Consider the following 19,798-nt stretch of genomic DNA (forward strand, 5'->3'; position numbering starts at 1 on the left):
ACTAGAGCGCCTTCTTCTCGGTTCGGAGCGATCGTACAAGATCGGGCAAGGCATGCATATCGTCAAAAATCCGGTCGGGGTGGAGCGCGGCGATGGTGTCGGCGAGCCCGGCGGGGGCGGTATGGCCGCCGCCGAGATAGCCGAATACCGCCATGCCGGCGGCGCGGGCGGCGGTGATGCCGGCGGGGCTGTCTTCGATGACAAGGCAATTGGTGGGTGGAATGCCCATGGCGTGGGCGGCGTGAAGGAAGAGATCGGGGGCGGGTTTGCCGTTTTTGACCATGGTGGCGGAGAAGATATTGGGTTCGAAGGCGGCCAGCATGCCGGTCAGTTCGAGGCTGATGCGGATGCGTTCGGGTTGGCTGGAGGAGGCGACGCAGAATGGAATGTCAAGATTTTCCAGGATGTTAGGGAGGCCTGGACTGGCCCGCAACTCGCGGCGGTAGAGCGCGTACAGATCGCTGCGCATGGAGGCGAGTGCCGCCGGACCGAGTGGCATGCCGTGGCTATCGAGCAGGCTGGCGGAGATCGAGGCGAGGGAGCGGCCGAGGTAATCGCGATAGGCCATGGCGGGGGTGATTGCGGGGCCCTGGGCGCCGATGGCGGCGATCAGGATCTGCATGGCGAGGGGTTCGCTATCGACGAGGACGCCGTCGCAATCGAAGATGATGAGCTCGAGGGTCAACTAGATCTGGCCTTCGATGTAGCGCTCAAGCGTGGCTTTGGTGCCGATATTCCACAGCGTTTCCAAGGCTTTGGTAAAGGCGGCAATGAAACGTTGATGGGTGGCGAGTTCGCCGTAGATGTCGGTCATTTCCAGCCAGGCCTGGGGATTGATCTTGGCTTTTTGGGCTTGGGCGGTCAGGCGATCCCAGCTTGGATCATTGGGTTCGATGACGGCGCCGCTCTCGGAAATGCCGTAGCAATAGCGACACCAAAGTGCTGACACGAGCGCCAATCCGTTAACGGACTGTTGACGTTGAGAACGCTCCAGGGCCGATGGAATGATGAATTTGGGCTGCCGGTTGGAGCCATCGAGCGCGAGGCGGCGAATAGTGTCGCCAATCTTGGGATTGGCGAAGCGGCGCTGGCAGAGGGCGAAGTAATCGTCGAGATTGGTATCGGGGACCGGGGGGACGATGGGGATGATCTCATCGCGCTCGACCTTGGCGAGGAAGGCGGCGACCAGGGGGTGCTCCATGGCTTCATGGACGAAGTGGATATCGAGCAGGCCGGCCGGATAGGCGATGGTGGCGTGGCCGCCGTTGAGGATGCGGATTTTCATGTGCTCGTAGGGGGCGACGTCCTTGACGAATTGAACGCCGACCTTTTCCAGCGCCGGGCGGCCGGCGGGGAAATTGTCTTCGAGCACCCATTGCTTGAAGCTCTCGCAGAAGACGGGCCAATTGTCCTCGATGCCGAAATTGTCGGCCAGGAGGGTTTTTTCGCGATCGGAGGTGGCGGGGGTGATGCGGTCCACCATGCCATTGGGGAAGGCGACATTGGCTTTGACCCATTGGGCGAGGGCCGGGTCGATCAGCGCGGCAAGGCCGGCGACGGCGTTTTCGGTGACGTGGCCATTGCCGGGGATGTTATCGCAACTCATGACGGTGAAGGGGAGGATGCCGAGGTCACGGCGGCGGATAAGACCGGCGAGGATGAGGCCGAAGGCGGTTTTGGGGGAGGTGATATTGGCGGCGTCGTACGCGATGTCGTGATGGGTCGGATCGAACTTCTGGCTGGCCGGATCGATGTAATAGCCACCTTCGGTGATGGTGAGCGAGACGATGCGGATGGCGTGGTCGGTCAGGCGCTCGATTACCGCGTCGCTGTCGCCGGGGCGGAGATAGTCGATCATGGGACCAGTGATGCGGGCGGCGCTGGTGTCGGCTTCCTGTTCGACCACGGTGGTCAGCCAGTCCTGGGACTTGAGCTTTTGCCGCATGGCCTCATCGGCCTCGCGGACGCCGGCGCCGATGAGGGCCCAATCATGGTCGGAGCCGGTGGCAAAGAGATCGTCGAGATAGACGGCCTGGTGAGCGCGATGGAAATTGCCGACGCCGAAATGGACGATGCCGGCGGTGAGGGCGTCGCGGTTGTAAGTGGGTGTCGCGGCAGTGGTGATGGAGGAGAGGGTGGCGGCGGAGAGTTTGGTCATGGGTTAGGTCCCGGAGTCATTCCCGCGAAAGCGGGAACCTCCGTTGAAAGGAAACAGGGGTTCCCGCTTTCGCGGGAATGACCCGGTGGGCGATATCCCGTTTTCTCCGTCATTGCCCGGCTTGTCCGGGCAATCCAGTTTGTGGAGGCGTGGATCACCGGGACAAGCCCGGTGATGACGAAGGAGGGGAGGGCGCGGAGCATAGTTAGATCGCCTTGCCCGCTGCATCGAATTTATAGATGCGGGTCTGGTCGGGCGTCAGATAGACTTCGTCGCCATGGGCAAAGGTCTGGTCGCCGTCGGTGCGGATGGTCATCAGGCCTAGGCCTCCGACATGGACGTGGAGGAACGTGTCTGATCCCAGCTGTTCGGCGACCCCGACCTTGCCTTTCCAGGTGCCGGGAACATTGTCGCGGCTGAGCTTGAAGTGTTCGGGGCGCACGCCGATGGAATGGGCGTTGTGCTTGGCCGCTTCGGGGCCATCGACGAAGTTCATCTTCGGGCTGCCGATGAAGCCGGCGACGAAGCGGTTGGCGGGCTTCTTGTAGAGGTCGAGCGGGGAGCCGAATTGCTCCACGTTCCCCGCGTTGAGCACGACGATGCGGTCGGCCATGGTCATGGCTTCCACCTGATCGTGGGTGACGTAGATCATCGTGGTCTTGAGCTGCTGGTGCAGTTCGGTGATTTCCAGCCGCATGTTGACGCGTAGCGCCGCGTCGAGATTGGACAGGGGCTCGTCGAACAGGAAGGCCTTGGGTTCGCGCACGATGGCGCGGCCGATGGCAACACGCTGCCGCTGGCCGCCGGACAGGGCGCGGGGGCGGCGGTCGAGATAAGAGGATAGGTTCAGCGTGCGGGCGGCATATTCGACCTTCTGATCGATCACTTCCTTTGATGCCTTGGCCATCTTGAGCGGGAAGGCAATGTTGTCGCGCACCGTCATATGCGGATAGAGCGCGTAGGACTGGAACACCATGGCGAGGCCCCGCCGCGCGGGGGGAGCCTTTGTCATGTCCTGCCCGTCGAGCAGGATGGTGCCGGACGTGGTGTCTTCAAGCCCGGCGATCAGGCGGAGGAGGGTGGATTTGCCACAGCCGGATGGGCCAACGAAAACGACGAATTCCCCATCATTGATGTCGAGGGAGATGTCCGGGATGACCTGGACGTCGCCGAAGGACTTGTTGACGTGGGAGAGGGAGATGGAACCCATTTTCTAAGTCCTTATTTCACTGCGCCGAAGGTGAGGCCGCGGACGAGTTGTTTCTGGCTGAACCAGCCCATGAGCAGGATTGGTGCGATGGCGAGCAGGGAGGCGGCGGAGAGCTTGGCGAGGAACAGGCCTTGCGGCGAGGAGAATGAGGAGATGAAGGCGGTGAGCGTGCCGGCGCGGCCCGAGGTCAGGGTGATGGTCCAGAAGGCTTCGTTCCAGGCGAGGATCACATTGAGCAGGAGCGTCGAGGCGATGCCGGGCACGGCCATGGGGACGAGGACGTGGACGATTTCATTCCAGAGTTCGGCACCGTCCATGCGGGCGGCTTCCAGGATATCGACCGGGATTTCCTTGAAGTAGGTGTAGAGCATCCAGATGATGATCGGCAGGTTGATCAGCGTCATGATCAGGGTCAGGCCATGCACGGTGTCGAGCAGGCGCAGATCGCGGAAGATCAGGTAGATCGGGATGAGAACGCCCACGGCGGGCATCATCTTGGTGGAGAGCATCCACATCAAGACGTCCTTGGTGCGCTTGGTGGGCGCGAAGGCCATGGCCCAGGCGGCTGGGATGCCGATGGCGAGGCCCAATAGGGTGGAGCCGACCGAGACCAGGATCGAATTGATGGCGTGCTTGATATAGTCGGAGCGATCCTGCACGGCGCCGAAATTTTCCAGCGTGAAGGTTTCCGGGAAGAAGGTGGGCCGGGACGCGATGGCTTCGGCCTCGGTTTTGAATGCGGTGAGGATCGTCCACAGGATGGGCGAGAACAGCAGGAGGGCGACAATCCAGGCGAGGGCGGTAAAGCCGATGCGGGTCCGGGTGGAGACGGTGCGGGCCATGATTTAGTTCCTTGCGCCGGAGGGAGGGGCAGCCTCACCTCTCCCTTTGGGGGAGAGGTCGGCGGCGAAGCCGACGGGTGAGGGGGCCTTTTTCCTGGCCCGGTGCTTGGGGAAGGCCCCCTCACCCGACCCAAGGGGGTCGACCTCTCCCCCAAAGGGAGAGGTGAAGAGGGGTCGGCTACACAATTTGGAAAACTCACGCATCCAAGTTCTTCCCCACTGCGCGCATCAGGAAGAAGGCCACGATATTGGCGATGATGACGGCGACGACGCCGCCGGCCGAGCCGGCGCCGATGTCATTGGACAAGATGCCGGTGCGGAAAACCAGGAAGGTGATATTGGTGGAGGCATAACCTGGCCCGCCCCCGGTGGTGACGCGGATTTCGGCGAAGATGCCGAGCAGGAAAATGGTCTGGATCAGGATGACGATGGTGATGGCCCGGGCCATATGGGGCAGGATGATGTAGTAGAAGCGGTTGAGCGCATTGGCGCCGTCCATTTCGGCGGCTTCGCGCTGTTCTTCGGACAAAGATTGCAATGCGGTGAGCAGGATCAGCGTGGCGAAGGGCAGCCATTGCCAGGCCACGATGACGATCACCGAAAACAGCGGATATTGATTGAACCAATCGACTGGCTGCAGGCCGAAGGCCTTCCACAGGTGGCCGAGCATGCCATAGCCGGGATGCATGAAGCCGTTCTTCCAGATCAGTGCCGCGACGGGCGGCATGACGAAGAAGGGCGAGATGACCAGGATGCGCAAAATGCCCTGGCCCCAGATCGGCTGATCGAGCAGGAGCGCCAGCAGGGTGCCGCCGATGACGGTGATGGCCAGCACGCCGCCAACGAGAATGAGGGTATTGACCAGCGACTGGGTGAAGCTGGGATCGCCGATGACATAGATATAGTTGGCCCAGCCGGCAAAGCCGGTCATCATCGGGTTGATCAGGCTATAATTCTGGAAGCTGAACCACAGGGTCATCACCAGCGGAACGATCATCCAGATCAGCAGCACGATGACGGCGGGCGCCATCATGATGCGGGAGAGGGTGCGGGTTTGGGCGGTGGCCATGCTGGTGATCCCGGTGTGGCGGAGGGAACCCCCTCCCTTCCCTCCCCGCAAGGGGAGGGCGACTGCGGTGGTTGTGGCGGGATGGTGCGCCGGTGAGCGTGGCACCATCGCGCCACGGTCTCGATTTGTCCCCTCGCCCCTCAGGGGAGAGGTGATCTGTGGCATAGCCGATTGATCCTGCCGGTTTGGGTGGGGGTGCGCGACGCATCCCCACCCCATGCGGGAGAAAACCTACTTGATATAACCGGCGCGGGTCATGTCGCGGGTGGCGGCGTCCTGGGCTTGAGCCAGGGCGTCGTCGGCGGACATCTGGCCGGCGAGAGCCGCCGAGAAGAGCTGGCCGACATTGGTGGCGATACCGGCGAATTCGGGGATCGCCACGAATTGCACGCCGGTATAGGGCACGGGCTGGACGGTCGGTTCGCTCGGATTGGCTGAGTTGATGGAATCCAGCGTCATCTTGGCGAAGGGCGCGGCGGCCTGATAATCGGCATTGGCATAGAGCGAGGCGCGGGTGCCCGGAGGCACGTTGGCCCAACCGTCCTGCGCGGCGACCGTCTCGAGATAGGCCTTGTTGGTCGCCCAATTGATGAACTGGACGGCCGCATCCTGGTTCTGCGAGCTGGTGGGGATGGCCAGCGACCACGCCCAGAGCCAGTTGCCGCGCTTGCCCAGGCCATTATCGGGCGCCAGGGCAAAGCCGACCTGGTCGGCGACGGTGGAGTCCGTCGGGTTGATCACGAAGGAGGCGGCGACGGTGGCGTCGATCCACATGCCGCATTTGCCCTGCTGGAACAGGGTGAGGTTTTCGTTGAAGCCGTTGGACGAGGCGCCGGCGGGGCCGGCATCAGCCATCAGGGAAAGATAGGTGTCGAGGGTGGACTTCCATTCGGGCTGATCGAACTGGGGCTTCCAGCTTTCATCGAACCAGCGGGCGCCGAAGGAATTGGACATGGCGGTGAGGAAAGCCATGTTCTCGCCCCAGCCGGCCTTGCCGCGCAGGCAGATGCCGTTGATGTCATTGGCACGGTCGGTCATGGCGCGGGCGGCCTCGCCGATGAATTCCCAGGTAGGGGCGTCGGGCATGGTGAGGCCCGCCTTTTCCATCAGGTCCTTGCGATACATGACCATGGAGCTTTCGCCATAGAAGGGGGCCGCATAGAGCTTGCCTTCGTAGGAGAGACCATCGCGGATGGGCGGCAGCAGATCATCGACGTCATAGGCGGCGTCGGCGCTCAGACCATCGAGCGGGACCAGCCAGCCCTGCTTGGCCCAGATCGGGGCTTCATAGGTGCCGATGGTCATCACGTCATATTGGCCGCCATTGGTGGCGATGTCGGTGGTGACGTTCTGGCGCAGGGTGTTTTCTTCGAGCACCACCCAGTTGAGTTCGATGCCGGTATCGGCGGTGAAGGCGGACGACAGGCCCTGCATGCGCACCATGTCGCCATTGTTCACAGTGGCAATGGTGAGGGTCTGCGCGGATGCGGATGTGGCCAGCGCAAGCGTCAAAGCGCCCACGAAAAGGGGTGTAAGTTTCATCAAATTCCTCCCGTACCGGAACGGGCATTTGTTCCAGTCATGAGCAAATACTCGCACATCATGCGGCAGAGTCAAGCGTGTCATGCGCCGGGCGCGTGACGTACGTGCCGCAGGAAATGGCCAATTTTGGGGGATTAATGTGGTGGGTCAGCGGATTGGTGCTAGGCCAGCAGGCCTTCGGCGGTAGCTTCATCGGTGATGATGCCATTGACCAGGCGACGGTTCAGTGTGGCGCGGATGCCGGGCAATTTTTTGCGGCCCATGGCAATTGCTATGACCAGGGAGTTTTCGCGTGAGGGAATCGAGGCGGAGGCAACGCGCTCATTGGTGAGGCCTTCGATCAGCTTGCCCTCGGCGTCAAAGCTCCAGCCGCAGATCTCGCCGACGGCGCCGGCTTTCTGCAGGGCCTTGAGTTCGTCATCGGAGATAAAGCCATCGAGATAGAGCGGCGCGTCGGGGCCGATTTCGCCGACGCCGACAAAGGTGACGTCGGCCTGGGCGGCGAGAGCCAGGGTTTCGCGGATCATGGGCTGGGAATGCAGCATTTCGCGCTCGCGGGCCGAGGAGGCGATGACGGGCAGGGGCATGGGGAAACTGCGGGCCTTGACCGTGTCGGCGACGTTGAAAATGACGTTGTAGAAGGCGGCCGAGCCGTCGGGGGCGATACTGCCGGTCAGCGCCACCACCTTGTGGTGCGGGCATTCCATGGGCATGAGCTGCTCGATGGCGGCCTTGAGCGTGCGGCCGGTGCCGATGGCCATGATGATGGGATCGGCCCGCTTGAGCCAGCGTTCGATCTCGGCGGCGGCAGCTTCGGCCAGGCCAATCGTGGTGGAGGTGCTGGCCGGATCGGAGGGCACGATTTCTACCAGGTCGAGCGCAAAGCGGGATTTGAGGCGCGCGGCCAGGTCCATGCAGCGGCCGATGGGGTGGTCGAGCCGGACCTTGATCAGGCCTTCGCTGACCGAGAGGGAGACGAGGCGTTGGGCGGATTGGCGGGAAATGCCGAGTTTGGCCGCGATTTCTTCCTGGGTATTGCCGGCAACGTAATAGAGCCAGCCGGCCCGCGCAGCGTCATCGAGCCGCGTACTGGGGCTATCGGTTTTGTTGGCCATGCCGATTCCTCGAAATCATGGGGCGGATATTGGGGCGAGGGTGGTGGCGCTGCAAGCGGTAGATTGGCCGCTAGCTCTTGGGGAGGCCCTGACGGAGCTGGCTGAGGGCGGTGCGGATGTCGCGTTCGGTGTCCTTGAGGTGCAGGCGCATGGCTTCGGCGGCGGCGCGGCCATTGCCTTGTCTGATACAGTCCAGGATGCGCTGATGGGCTTCGACGGTGTGGGCGAGGGTGTGACCGCGCTGTTCGTGGCCGCGGCGGCTGATGAAAAAGCCTTCGCGCAGGGGCTGGGCCATGGCTTCGAAGAGATAGCCGAGCACGCGATTGCCGCTGGCGAGGGCCACGGCCTCGTGGAAGCCGACATCATAGGTGTGGAAGCGCAGTTCCTGCTCGGGGGTGTCGAGGCCCCCGGCGAGGGTTTCGCGCATGCCTTCGAGGGCGCTTTCAATGGCGGTCTGGCCGGCGCGGGTGGAGCGCTTGGCGGCCAGGGTCGCCGACTGAACTTCGAGGGAAAGCCGCACTTCGATCAGATCGTACAGGCCCTTGGGGTCGTAGCGGATGATCGAGGTGAGAAAATCGGCGAAGGCGGCGCCATCGGGTTCGCGCACCACGGCGCGGCGGCCGCGCGCCAGTTCGAGCAGGCCGCGACCCTCGAGCAGTTTCACTGCCTCGCGAATGGTCAGGCGGCTGACCTCGTAGCGCCCCGCAAGTTCGGCTTCGCTGGGCAGGCTCGTGCCCGGCACCAATTCACCCAGAATCATGCTGGCCAGATCGTCCGCAACCACGCTTGCCGCCGATTGGTCGGGGCGAGCATCCCCATCGTGATGGACCATTTTTCCTCCTGATATCTGATACCTTTGCATCCGCCGGGGCCGTTTGAACGGCGCCTCATGCGAATGTCCTCCGAAGGCGGACAGACGATATAGGGCGCAGCGATGCACCGCAACTGCGACTATTGTCGGGCAAGACACAGGCTTGTTAGCCAGTTGCGCTGGAAGCCGCTTTACAAAAGGTATCTGACTATTCTAGCTTCCGGGCGTGGGCTTGGGAGGGCCTAAACGGCAATTGCCGTTCCTTGTGGAGGATTTTCATGCAGCAACGAATGACGGCGAGCCTGCGGGTGTCTGCCCGCTGTTACCCGTCGCGGGATCGGTCTCGATTTCCGGTTTTTGCGCCCTGCATGTCGAGCCGGCTCTCCCCTGACGACCATTCCAACTCTTTATGAACTCGAAATACAAAAAGGGAGTCGAGACGTGAAGGTTTTCAAAACGCTTGCCACCGTGCTGGCAGTCGGCGCCATGGCACTGACGGCTTCGACGGCGGCCTTCGCCCAGGACAAGGGCCAGATCGGCATCGCCATGCCGACCCAGTCGTCGCTGCGCTGGATCTCGGACGGCAACGAACTCAAGGCCGCGCTGGAAGGCAAGGGCTACACCGTCGACCTGCAATATGCGGAAGACGATATCCCCAACCAGCTTGCCCAGATCGAAAACATGGTCACCAAGGGCGTCAAGGCCCTGGTGGTTGCTTCGATCGACGGCACCACGCTGAGCGCCGTGCTGCAGCAGGCAGCTGATGCCGGCATCAAGGTCATCGCTTATGATCGCCTGATCCGCGAAACGGCCAACGTGGACTATTACACCACGTTCGACAATTTCCAGGTCGGCGTGCTGCAGGCCAATTCGATCCTGAAGGGTCTGGGCTATCCGGAAAACCAGGGTCCGTTCAATATCGAGCTGTTCGGCGGTTCCCCCGACGATAACAACGCCTTCTTCTTCTATGACGGCGCGATGAGCGTGTTCCAGCCGCTGATCGATTCCGGCGTGCTGGTGGTCAAGTCCGGCCAGCAGGGCATGGACACTGTCGGTACCCTGCGTTGGGACGGTGCTGTCGCACAGGCCCGCATGGACAATATCCTGTCCGCCAACTACTCGGACGGTTCGCGCGTTGACGCGGTTCTGTCCCCCTATGATGGTCTGAGCCGCGGTATCATCTCTTCGCTGCGCGGCATTGGCTACGGCTCTGCCGACCAGCCTTGGCCGGTCATTTCGGGCCAGGATGCCGAAGCCCCCTCGGTCAAGGCGATCATTGCCGGGGAGCAGTATTCGACCGTCTACAAGGACACGCGCGAACTGGCCCGTGTCACTGGCGATCTGGTTGACACCGTGCTGAGCGGTGGCACGCCTGAGGGTCTGGACACCACGACCTACGACAACGGCGTCAAGGTCGTTCCCTCGATCCTGCTGACTCCCTATGAGGTCGACAAGTCGAACTACCAGGAACTGGTGATCGACTCTGGTTACCTCAAGCCTGAAGACGTGCAGTAAGCAGCCTGCTGCCTGAATAAAGGGCCCCGCGGCGACGCGGGGCCTCGTTTTATCTAACAATTTGAGGGACATCGAAATAATGAGTAAATCGATGCACGTACCTCAAAATTCTTGCGAAGGTTCATTGCGTGCCATATTCTCGGGTTGTTGGCTTGGGAAGGGCAAGGCGCAAGGCCGCCAACTGGATAGGTCAAGCAGACCAGGATCTGGTGTCGTGTAAATCGGTTCGATCATTGCGCTGTCACAATGCAATGACGAGCTCGTCTTTGCGCGTTCCTGAACAAGACTGCACAACATCGTTAGGGAGAAAAGAATGAACATTTTTAAGTCGTTCGCCGCCGTGGCTTTGACGGGGGCGTTCGTGCTGGGCTCGGCGGGCCTGGTCGCCGCCCAGGACAAGGGCACGATCGGCATTTCCATGCCGGAACAGACCACTTTGCGCTGGAATTCGGATGGTGCCGAGCTCAAGTCGGCGCTGGAGGCCAAGGGCTACACCGTCGATCTGCAATATGCGGGCGACGATATCCCTAACCAGCTCGCCCAGATCGAAAACATGGTCACCAAGGGTTCCAAGGCTCTGGTGATTGCGGCCCTGGACGGCACGACGCTGAGCGCGGTGCTCGAGCAGGCTGCGGCCGCAGGCGTCAAGGTCATCGCCTATGACCGGCTGATCCGCGACACGGCCAATGTCGACTATTACACCACGTTCGACAACTTCAAGGTTGGCGTGCTGCAGGCCAATTCGATCCTCAAGGGCCTGGGTTATCCCGAGAAGGCTGGCCCGTTCAATATCGAGCTGTTCGGCGGTTCGCCCGACGACAACAACGCCTTCTTCTTCTATGACGGCGCCATGAGCGTGCTGCAGCCGCTGATCGATTCCGGCGTGCTGGTGGTCAAGTCCGGCCAGCAGGGCATGGACAAGGTGGGCACGCTGCGCTGGGACGGGGCGACTGCCCAGGCCCGCATGGATAACCTGCTCTCGGCCTATTATTCGGACGGCAGCCATGTCGATGCCGTGCTTTCGCCCAATGATGGGGTGGCGCGTGGCATCATCTCCTCGCTCAAGGGCATCGGTTATGGTTCGGCCGATCTGGCCTATCCGATCATTTCGGGCCAGGACGCTGAAATCCCCTCGATCAAGGCGATCATTGCCGGCGAGCAGTATTCCACAGTCTATAAGGATACGCGCGAGCTGGCCCGCGTCACCGGCGATCTCGTTGATACCGTGCTGAGCGGCGCCACACCCGAAGGGCTCGATACGACCACGTATAACAATGGCAACAAGGTCGTACCCTCGATCCTTCTCACGCCCTATGAAGTGGACGCGGTCAACTACAAGGAACTCGTGGTTGACTCGGGCTACATCAAGGAAGAAGACCTGAAATAAAGACGATTGACCAAACCGGGGGCCCGCAGATAAAGCGGGCCTCTTTCGAGCGACCCTACCGCCGGTGAGTGCAGTATGAGCGAAACTATTCTAGAGATGCGCGGCATCACCAAGACGTTTCCGGGCGTCAAGGCGCTGCAGGACGTCAATCTCGATGTCCGCGAAGCCGAGATCCACGCCATTGTGGGCGAAAACGGCGCGGGCAAGTCCACGCTGATGAAGGTGCTGAGCGGGGTTTATCCCGCAGGCAGCTATGACGGCCAGATCGTCTACAAGGGCCAGGAACAGCATTTCAAATCCATCCGCGACAGCGAGCATGTCGGCATCGTCATCATCCATCAGGAGCTGGCGCTGGTGCCGCTGCTGTCGATCGCGGAAAACATCTTTTTGGGTAATGAGCAGGCCAAGGCCGGCATTGTCGATTGGGACGAGACCCGTGATGGCGCGCGCAAGCTGCTGTCCATGGTCGGGCTCAAGGAAGACCCCGATACGCTGGTGACCAATATCGGGGTGGGCAAGCAGCAATTGGTGGAAATCGCCAAGGCCCTTTCCAAAGAGGTCAAGCTGCTGATCCTGGACGAGCCCACGGCCAGCCTGTCGGAAAAGGACAGTGCGGCGCTGCTCGACCTGCTGGTCGAATTCCGGCGCCAGGGCATTACCTCGATCCTGATCTCGCACAAGCTCAACGAAATCAGCAAGGTCGCCGACCGGATCACGGTGATCCGCGATGGGCGCACCATCGAGACCATGAACAAAGAGCAGATCTCGGAAGACCGGATCATCACCTCCATGGTGGGCCGTTCGCTCGATGATCGCTATCCCGGCCGCACGCCGCAGATCGGGGAGGTGGTGTTCGAGGTCAAGAACTGGAGCGTTTATCACCCCCAGCATCGCGACCGGCAGGTGATCAAGAATATCGACATCAATATCCGCAAAGGTGAAGTTGTCGGCATTGCCGGGCTGATGGGCTCGGGCCGCACTGAATTCGCCATGAGCCTGTTCGGCAAATCTTATGGCCAGAAGATCTCCGGCGAGGTTTTCCTGCATGGCAAGAAAGTCGATACCTCCAGCGTCGGCAAGGCCGTTTCCCACGGCATCGCCTATGCCACCGAGGACCGCAAGACCTATGGCCTTAACCTGATCGATCACATCAAGCACAATACCACGCTCGCCAATCTGGCAGGGGTGTCCAAGTTTGGCGTGATCGATGATATGGCCGAAATGGATGTCGCCAACGATTATCGCAAACGCACCAATATCCGCTCATCGAGCGTCTATCAGGTGACGGGCAATCTTTCGGGCGGCAACCAGCAAAAGGTGGTGCTCAGCAAGTGGCTGTTCGCCAATCCTGAAGTGCTGATCCTGGACGAGCCGACGCGCGGTATCGATGTCGGCGCGAAATACGAAATCTACACCATCATCAACCAGCTGGCGGCGCAGGGTAAGGCTATCCTGGTCATCTCCTCGGAAATGCCCGAACTGCTCGGCATCACCGACCGGCTTTATGTAATGAATGAAGGCCGCATGGTGGGCGAGATGCCCACTGCCGAGGCGAGCCAGGAAAAGATCATGCGCGCGATCGTTCGCGCGGAAGGGAAGGCATCATGACCACAGAAACTGCCCCGTCGGGCATCACCGCAACCGGCGAAAAGGTCAAGGTTCAGGAGCTCAGCGTCTGGGGCGCCCTGCAGGCCAATATGCGCGATTACGGCCTGATGCTGGCGCTCATCCTGATCATGCTGTTCTTCCAGTATTTCACCAACGGCGTGCTGTTCAAGCCGGTGAACCTGACCAATATCATCCTGCAGAACAGCTATATCATCGTGATGGCGCTGGGCATGTTGCTGGTCATCGTGGCCGGCCATATCGATCTGTCGGTGGGCTCGGTTTCGGGCTTTGTGGGTGCCCTGGCCGCTATGCTGATGGTGGGCTGGCGCTTCCCGCCCGAGCTGGCATTCCTGGCCAACCCCTTCGTTGCCGGGGCGATCTGTATCGTCGTGGGCGCAGTGATCGGGGCGGCGCAGGGGTATCTGATCGCCTATCACAAGATCCCCAGCTTCATCGTGACGCTGGCTGGCATGCTGATCTTCAAGGGGCTGTCGCTCGCCATCCTGGCCGGCAAGTCGGTTGGGCCGTTCCCGGCTGAATTCCAGCTGCTGTCGGCCGGCTTCATTCCCGATTTGATCGGGCCGACCACGCTGGTTGCCGCCAGCGAAGGCGTGCAGCCGCTGGTGCTGCATACGACGAGCCTGGTCATCGCCATTATCGGCGTGGTCGCCATGATCGGCTTTGCCATTCACGGGCGCTCCCGCCGCAAGGCGCGCGGCTATGAAAGCGAGCCGTTCGGACTGTTCGTCGCCAAGAACCTGGTCATTGCTGCCATCGTGCTGTTCTTCGGCTATATGCTGGCCTCCTATCGCGGCCTGCCCAATGTGCTGGTGGTGATGGCGCTGCTGATCGCGCTCTTCGTGTTCATCACCAAGCGCATGACCTTTGGCCGTCGCATCTATGCACTGGGTGGGAACCTCAAGGCTGCGGCTTTGTCGGGCATCAAGACCGAACGGCTGACCTTCTATGTGTTCGCCATCATGGGTGCGCTGGCCGCCTTGGCCGGCATGATCTATGCGGCGCGCCTCAACTCCGCCACGCCCAAGGCCGGGCAGGGGCTGGAGCTGGACGTCATCGCCTCGGTCTTCATCGGCGGCGCTTCGGCGCTGGGCGGTGTGGGTGCCGTGGCCGGCGCGGTGATCGGCGCCTTCATCATGGGCGTGATGAACAATGGCATGTCGATCATGGGCGTCAACATCGATTGGCAGCAGATGATCAAGGGCATCGTGCTGCTCGCGGCGGTGTTCTTCGACCTCTACAACAAGAACAAGGCCTGATTTTTCAGGTTGAAATGAGCAGGCCGCCGGGGTAACCCGGCGGCCTTTTGTTGCCGGCGTTGATCTGGCGGGATGCAGCGGCGATCATGGCGCTGGTCCCGGCTCGAGGCGGGCAGCACAACAGCGATCGGCTTACCATGCTCACTTATCTCTCCGAGTTCATTGCCCCGTTCTGGGGGCCGGCGCGACTGCTGGCCTCCTATCCGGTGCTGGCGGCATTGGGCGCGCTGCTATCGGCGACGCTATCCTTGCTGATGCTGCCGCGTGTCTGGCATGTGCTGACCAAGGACAAGGGGCGGGCGCATGCGGTGAACGCCGAGGAGAGCGTTGGCAAGCCGGTGGGGGTGGGCATTTTCATCGTGCTGATCACGGTGAGCGTGTTGCTGATCTGCCTGCCGTTTGATCCCAAACTCTATTTCTGCCTCGGGGCGCTGCTGATCGCCTCGGGCGTCGGGTATCTCGATGACAGCAAGCCGGGCGGGCTGAGCGAATTGACGCTGGGGCTGACGGACCTGGCGATCGCGCTGTTTGTTTGCGTGGTGCTGATGAACGGCGCCAATACCGAAATCTGGCTCCCGTTTACCTCGGCGCATTTCACGCTGCCCTGGTGGGGCGGGGTGTTGCTTTATACGCCGGTGGTGTGGCTGTGCATCAATGCGGTGAACTGCAATGACGGGGTGGATGGGGTGTCCGGTACGCTGTCGTCATTCACCATCTGCGTGCTGGGTTTCCTGCTGTATTTCGTGGTTGGGGATGTCAACAATGCGAAATACCTGCTGATCCCCTACAATCCCGATGCGGTCAGCTGGGCGCTGGCGGCGGCGGTGTTTTGCGGGGCCATTCTGGGCTATCTCTGGCACAATGCGCCGCCCAGCGCGGCCTTGATGGGCGATGCGGGATCGCGGCCGATCGGGCTGTTTGTGGGCATGTGCGTGGTGGTCACCGGCAATCCGGCGACGGTGTTTTTCGTGGGCGCATTGCTGCTGTTCAATGGCGCGACGGGCTTGGCCAAGGTTGCGCTGATGCGGCTGTTCGGCTGGCGGATATTGGGATCGATCCGTTTTCCGTTTCATGACCATGTGCGCAAGAACCTGCACTGGTCCAATGCGCAGGTGCTGCTGCGGTTTTTGCTCATTCATGTGGCCAGCATCTGGCTGCTGGTGATTTTGCTGATCAAGGTACGATAGGGGGCTTCATGATGTCCCTGCTGGCTGAAGCCAGCAGTTCGACCTTTGCCCGTTCGCGGTCAATCTCGGACCGGTCGCCCCAACTGATTCCCAGGAGAACAATAAGCTTCAGGGCATCAATGAGATGCTCTTTCTCGCTGTCACTCAGCGGACGATGTTTTCCGTACTCGGCTATGATGAAGCGTGCCACCTCGACCCTGAGCCCATCTGCGGGCGGCATTGCCCACCAATATATCAGGCTGGCAACGTCGTAGATCAGCGGACCATAAAAGCTCATGTCAAAGTCGAGGACCGCGACCACTTCATTCTCCCTCAGGAGGAAGTTGCCAAAATTGAGATCGGCATGACAAAGACCCCGCGGCATGTCGGCGGGAAATGTCAGGCTATCGAGTTCGGCTTTGAACCATAGCCCGGCCTCGGTTTCAGTCAGGTCTTGGTGCTTCTTCTGAAACTGGCGCCAACAATAGGCGGCGTCAAACGCTTCGCGGTTGAGGAAGCATTGGGGGCGATATTCTTTGGTGAGAATATGCAGCCCGGCCACCGATTCCACGACCGATGCTGCCTGTTCGGCGTCGAAGTGGTCATTGGGGTTCCTGCCATGCTCGCCCGATATGAGCTCCATCAGCACGTAAGGCTTGCCGCGATAGGTGCCGGCAAATTGGCCAGTCCGACTTTTGAGGATAGCTGGAACGGGGTATCGCTTGTCCCTCAGGAAAGCGAAAAGCTGCACCTCAAAATCCACATGCTGTTCAGTGCGATTTTCGTAATATCGCAACACGTATTTTCCACCATCCGTCTCCAGCAGGAGCGTAGTTTGCCCGGCGCCGTTGGCGAAGGTTCGGAAATTCTGGTAGCCGCCTACATCGTAGTTGGAGAGAATGGCGGGAAAGTCGCGCTCCGAAATGGTGGTTCTAACGGCCATATCGCCTCCGAATGTTCTACAAGGGACTGCCTACTCCGCCGGCTTCGCCACTCCATTTGCCGCATCCAGTTCGCGTTCCAGACGGGCTTCTTCCTCGATCTTGGGTTTGCTGAAGCGGGCCATCAGGAGATAGGCCACGGGGGTCAGGTAGAGGGTGGAGACGGCGGCAAAGCTCAGGCCGCCGACCATGACCCAGCCCAGGGCGGCGCGGGCTTCGGCGCCGGCGCCGCGGGCCAGGACCAGGGGGAGGCCGCCCAGGATGGTGGCGATCATGGTCATCATGACGGGGCGGAGGCGGATATTGGAGGCTTCCTCGATCGCCTCGCGTACCGGCATGCCGCGGTCGCGTAGCTGGTTGGCGAATTCGACGATCAGGATGCCATTCTTGGCCATGATGCCGACCACCAGCACCAGCCCGATCTGGCTGAAGATGTTCAAACTCCCGCCCGTCACCAGCAGCGCATAAAGCGCCGCTGCCACACCAAAGGGCACGGTGGTCATGACGATGACCGCGCTCCACACGCTTTCGAATTGCGCGGCGAGCACGAGCAGGATGATGACCAGCGCGAAGCCGAAGGTGACGAACAGGCCATTGGTGGATTCGCCCAGCGTCTTGGCCTCGGCGAGGGGCAGGATGGTGGTGCCTTCGGGCAGGATGGGGCGGGCCGTTTCGAGCATCTGGTTATAAGCGTCGCCTAGCGCCATGCCGTCTTCGAGGCTCGCCGTCACATTGACCGCGCGGCGCTGACCCTCGCGGCGCAGGGTGGGCGGCACGGCGGATTCGGTGATGGTGGCGATGGTGGACATGGGCACGTAGCGCCCGTCGCCGGTGCGCACGAAGAGGCTTTCGAGGTCGCGCGGATCGTTGATCGGATTACTGGTCGAGACCATGCGCACGGTATAGCTGGTGTCATCGATGAAGACATTGCCGATATCGCTGCCATCGATCATGGCCTGCATGGTGGAGGCGAGCCCGTTGATATCGATGCCCAAATCATCGGCGCGCTCGCGATTGACCACCAGGGTCAGCTGCGGCTGGGTGGTGTCGAAATTGACCGTGACGCGGCCAAAGCCGCCATCTTCTTCCATCAGATCGGCGATGGATTCGGCGGTATCGGCCAGCACGGTATAGTTGGAGCCGACCACGGCGAATTGCAGGCCGGAGCCGCCGCCACGAATGCCCAGGCTATTGCCCTGGCCCACCGAGGCGCGCACGCCGGGCACCTGCGCCATCAGTGCGGTAATATCGGCAGCGATCTGCTGCTGGCTGCGGGCGCGCTCGCCCCAGGGGGCCAGGGTGAGAGTCAGCCAGCCGCCGCTGCCCCAGCCCGAGATCACGAAAATGGAGCGCACTTCGCCGCTGGCGACGAAGGGCTGCAGCATGGTTTCGACCGTTGTCAGCTGGGTGCGGATATAATCGAGGCTCGCCGTGGAGGGTGCTTGGATGCGCAGCTGGATCTGCGAGCGATCCTCTGGCGGGGTGATTTCCTGGCGCAGATTGCCATAAACGAAATAGGACGAGGCGGCAAAAAGCAAGGCGATCAGCACAACGACGAAGGGATTGGCGAGGGCGACGCGCAGCGAGCCGCGATAGAAGCGGGCACAGCCGCGGCCGAAGGCGCCCAGAATACCGCCATGGCTTTTGTGCTCGCCGCTCCTGAGGAAACGGGAGGCGATCATCGGGCCCATGGAGAGGGCAACGATGGAGGAAAGCAGGACCGCGATGGCGAGGGTGAAGCCGAATTCGCGGAACAGGCGGCCGGTTTGTCCGGAGAGGAAGGACAGGGGAATGAACACGGCGGCCAGGGTAAGCGTGGTGGCGATCACCGCGAAGAACACTTCCTGGGTGCCCAGCACGGCGGCGGCGCGCGGGCCGGCGCCCATGCTTTTGCGGCGAACGATATTTTCGAGCACGACGATGGCGTCATCGACCACCAGCCCCGTCGCCAGCACCAGCGCCAATAGAGTGATGATGTTGAGCGAAAAGCCCATGACATAAATGCCCGCCACGGCGCCGAGCAGGGCGATGGGCATGGAAATGGCCGGAACGATGGTGGCGCGCCAATCGAGCAGGAAGAGGAAGATGATGGCGACGACGACGACGAGCGCGACAATCAGCGCGATCTCGACCTCGTGCAGTGCGCCTTCGATGAAGACGGCATCGTCGCTCGAAATGGTCACCTGGACGCCGGCAGGCAGGGTCTGGTTCAGCACCTCGACGGCGTTGTGAATGCCCTGGGAAATCTCGATCGTGTTGGACTGCGCCTGCCGCACAATGCCCAGCCCGACGCCCGGCTTGCCATTGGAGCGCAGCGAGGATGTGCTGGCCGAGGCATCGAACACCACGCTGGCCACATCACCCAAAAGGGTGCGGCCGTTGATGACGATGTTCTCGAAATCCTGGGGCGTGGTGACTTCGGAAATGGCGCGGACGGTGATGTTCTGGTTGGGGCCATTGATCGAGCCGGTGGGCGTATCCAGAGCAATGGTGGCGAGGGCGGTGCGTATATCGGCCACGGTCAGGCCGTGACTGGCGAGCTTGATGGGGTCGACATCGACGTCGAAAGCGGTTTCGCGCGTACCATAGACTTGCACTTCGGCAACGCCGGCCACTGCGCCAAGGCGTTCGGAAATCACGTCTTCTACCAGCGCGCTGAGATCGCCCATGCTCATGGCATCAGAGGTAACGGCGAGCCGCATGACTGGCTGGGCGTCGGAATCGGCCTTGAAGATCACCGGGTCATCGACATTGTCGGGCAGGGAGCGGCCGATGCGGCTGAGGGCGTCGCGTACGTCGGACGTGGCGACATCGAGATTAGTGCTGTCAGAGAATTCGAGGGTGACCCGGCTTTGGCCAGTCGAGGAGCTGGAGGAAATGCCAGTGACGCCCTGTACGCGGGCCACGGCGCCTTCCACTACGGCGGTGATTTCCCGGTCCACGGTTTCGGCGGCCGCGCCGGTGAAGCTGGTGGAGATGGAGAGCACGGGCTGCTCGACGCTGGGCAATTCGCGCACTTCGGCGCCAAGCAGGGCGGCAAGGCCGGCCACGACGATCATGGCGTTGACGACCACTGCCAGTACAGGCCGCCGCACGAACAGAGCGGCCAGGGTTCCGCCGCGTTCGTTCTTTTCAGCAATCGACATGGGCGGTCCTC

The 19,798-nt window shown here is 61.6% G+C and carries 15 protein-coding genes; 5 read left to right on the plus strand and 10 right to left on the minus strand.

Annotated elements, in window-relative coordinates:
- Window position 1: 1 nt before the first annotated feature.
- The 8 genes from FF80_RS18080 to FF80_RS18115 form a co-directional block, all read right to left on the minus strand.
- Complete coding sequence (locus FF80_RS18080; RefSeq protein ID WP_035102926.1) at window positions 2-685, minus strand: HAD family hydrolase; 684 nt, start codon at window positions 683-685, stop codon at window positions 2-4.
- Complete coding sequence (locus FF80_RS18085) at window positions 686-2,158, minus strand: mannitol dehydrogenase family protein (protein WP_035102927.1); 1,473 nt, start codon at window positions 2,156-2,158, stop codon at window positions 686-688. It lies immediately after the preceding gene.
- 205 nt (window positions 2,159-2,363) lie between these two features.
- Window positions 2,364-3,368 carry an ABC transporter ATP-binding protein gene (locus FF80_RS18090; protein ID WP_035102928.1) on the minus strand — a complete coding sequence of 335 codons (1,005 nt, stop codon included), beginning with the start codon at window positions 3,366-3,368 and terminating at the stop codon, window positions 2,364-2,366.
- A gap of 11 nt (window positions 3,369-3,379) precedes the next feature.
- Window positions 3,380-4,210: a carbohydrate ABC transporter permease gene (locus FF80_RS18095; protein WP_035102929.1), complete on the minus strand. Its 831-nt coding sequence runs from the start codon at window positions 4,208-4,210 to the stop codon at window positions 3,380-3,382.
- 196 nt (window positions 4,211-4,406) lie between these two features.
- Window positions 4,407-5,279 (minus strand): sugar ABC transporter permease, encoded by an 873-nt coding sequence (locus FF80_RS18100; RefSeq protein WP_035102930.1) that lies wholly within the window; start codon window positions 5,277-5,279, stop codon window positions 4,407-4,409.
- 231 nt (window positions 5,280-5,510) lie between these two features.
- Window positions 5,511-6,821 carry a sugar ABC transporter substrate-binding protein gene (locus FF80_RS18105; RefSeq protein WP_035102931.1) on the minus strand — a complete coding sequence of 437 codons (1,311 nt, stop codon included), beginning with the start codon at window positions 6,819-6,821 and terminating at the stop codon, window positions 5,511-5,513.
- Between the two features lie 161 nt (window positions 6,822-6,982).
- On the minus strand, window positions 6,983-7,936 hold the full coding sequence (locus FF80_RS18110) for a sugar-binding transcriptional regulator (RefSeq protein WP_035102932.1): 954 nt from the start codon (window positions 7,934-7,936) through the stop codon (window positions 6,983-6,985).
- A 70-nt stretch (window positions 7,937-8,006) separates the two neighbouring features.
- A complete protein-coding gene (locus tag FF80_RS18115) occupies window positions 8,007-8,768 on the minus strand; it encodes an FCD domain-containing protein (RefSeq protein WP_035102933.1) in 762 nt (253 codons plus the stop codon).
- A gap of 465 nt (window positions 8,769-9,233) precedes the next feature.
- On the opposite strand from FF80_RS18115, the gene chvE (FF80_RS18120) reads away from it, so the two are divergent.
- From chvE (FF80_RS18120) to FF80_RS18140, 5 genes are all read left to right on the plus strand, one after another.
- Window positions 9,234-10,262, plus strand: coding sequence for a multiple monosaccharide ABC transporter substrate-binding protein (gene chvE / locus FF80_RS18120; RefSeq protein ID WP_052153745.1), 1,029 nt, complete (start codon window positions 9,234-9,236; stop codon window positions 10,260-10,262).
- A gap of 313 nt (window positions 10,263-10,575) precedes the next feature.
- On the plus strand, window positions 10,576-11,649 hold the full coding sequence (chvE, locus tag FF80_RS18125) for a multiple monosaccharide ABC transporter substrate-binding protein (RefSeq protein WP_035102935.1): 1,074 nt from the start codon (window positions 10,576-10,578) through the stop codon (window positions 11,647-11,649).
- 75 nt (window positions 11,650-11,724) lie between these two features.
- Window positions 11,725-13,257: a multiple monosaccharide ABC transporter ATP-binding protein gene (gene mmsA, locus FF80_RS18130; protein ID WP_035102936.1), complete on the plus strand. Its 1,533-nt coding sequence runs from the start codon at window positions 11,725-11,727 to the stop codon at window positions 13,255-13,257.
- 89 nt (window positions 13,258-13,346) lie between these two features.
- Window positions 13,347-14,534: a multiple monosaccharide ABC transporter permease gene (gene mmsB / locus FF80_RS18135; protein ID WP_244445820.1), complete on the plus strand. Its 1,188-nt coding sequence runs from the start codon at window positions 13,347-13,349 to the stop codon at window positions 14,532-14,534.
- Between the two features lie 137 nt (window positions 14,535-14,671).
- Entirely contained in the window at window positions 14,672-15,721 is a 1,050-nt protein-coding gene (locus FF80_RS18140; protein WP_035103013.1) for a hypothetical protein, read from the plus strand.
- Here FF80_RS18140 and FF80_RS18145 read toward each other — a convergent pair.
- Both FF80_RS18145 and FF80_RS18150 read right to left on the minus strand, forming a co-directional pair.
- Window positions 15,708-16,643, minus strand: a complete 936-nt coding sequence (locus tag FF80_RS18145) for a homoserine kinase (RefSeq protein WP_035102939.1) — start codon at window positions 16,641-16,643, stop codon at window positions 15,708-15,710. The two genes, FF80_RS18140 and FF80_RS18145, sit on opposite strands and share 14 nt — an antisense overlap.
- A gap of 30 nt (window positions 16,644-16,673) precedes the next feature.
- Window positions 16,674-19,787, minus strand: coding sequence for an efflux RND transporter permease subunit (locus FF80_RS18150; RefSeq protein ID WP_035102941.1), 3,114 nt, complete (start codon window positions 19,785-19,787; stop codon window positions 16,674-16,676).
- Window positions 19,788-19,798: the final 11 nt, after the last annotated feature.

This window comes from Devosia sp. LC5, assembly GCF_000735585.1.
Taxonomy (GTDB): Bacteria; Pseudomonadota; Alphaproteobacteria; order Rhizobiales; family Devosiaceae; genus Devosia.

Coding starts and splice junctions, on each gene's coding strand:
- FF80_RS18085 (WP_035102927.1), bottom strand. CDS start 2,158: ATGACCAAACTCTCCGCCGCCACCCTCTCCTCCATCACCACTGCCGCG.
- FF80_RS18090 (WP_035102928.1), bottom strand. CDS start 3,368: ATGGGTTCCATCTCCCTCTCCCACGTCAACAAGTCCTTCGGCGACGTC.
- FF80_RS18095 (WP_035102929.1), bottom strand. CDS start 4,210: ATGGCCCGCACCGTCTCCACCCGGACCCGCATCGGCTTTACCGCCCTC.
- FF80_RS18100 (WP_035102930.1), bottom strand. CDS start 5,279: ATGGCCACCGCCCAAACCCGCACCCTCTCCCGCATCATGATGGCGCCC.
- FF80_RS18105 (WP_035102931.1), bottom strand. CDS start 6,821: ATGAAACTTACACCCCTTTTCGTGGGCGCTTTGACGCTTGCGCTGGCC.
- FF80_RS18110 (WP_035102932.1), bottom strand. CDS start 7,936: ATGGCCAACAAAACCGATAGCCCCAGTACGCGGCTCGATGACGCTGCG.
- FF80_RS18115 (WP_035102933.1), bottom strand. CDS start 8,768: ATGGTCCATCACGATGGGGATGCTCGCCCCGACCAATCGGCGGCAAGC.
- chvE (WP_052153745.1), top strand. CDS start 9,234: ATGGCACTGACGGCTTCGACGGCGGCCTTCGCCCAGGACAAGGGCCAG.
- chvE (WP_035102935.1), top strand. CDS start 10,576: ATGAACATTTTTAAGTCGTTCGCCGCCGTGGCTTTGACGGGGGCGTTC.
- mmsA (WP_035102936.1), top strand. CDS start 11,725: ATGAGCGAAACTATTCTAGAGATGCGCGGCATCACCAAGACGTTTCCG.
- mmsB (WP_244445820.1), top strand. CDS start 13,347: ATGCGCGATTACGGCCTGATGCTGGCGCTCATCCTGATCATGCTGTTC.
- FF80_RS18140 (WP_035103013.1), top strand. CDS start 14,672: ATGCTCACTTATCTCTCCGAGTTCATTGCCCCGTTCTGGGGGCCGGCG.
- FF80_RS18145 (WP_035102939.1), bottom strand. CDS start 16,643: ATGGCCGTTAGAACCACCATTTCGGAGCGCGACTTTCCCGCCATTCTC.
- FF80_RS18150 (WP_035102941.1), bottom strand. CDS start 19,787: ATGTCGATTGCTGAAAAGAACGAACGCGGCGGAACCCTGGCCGCTCTG.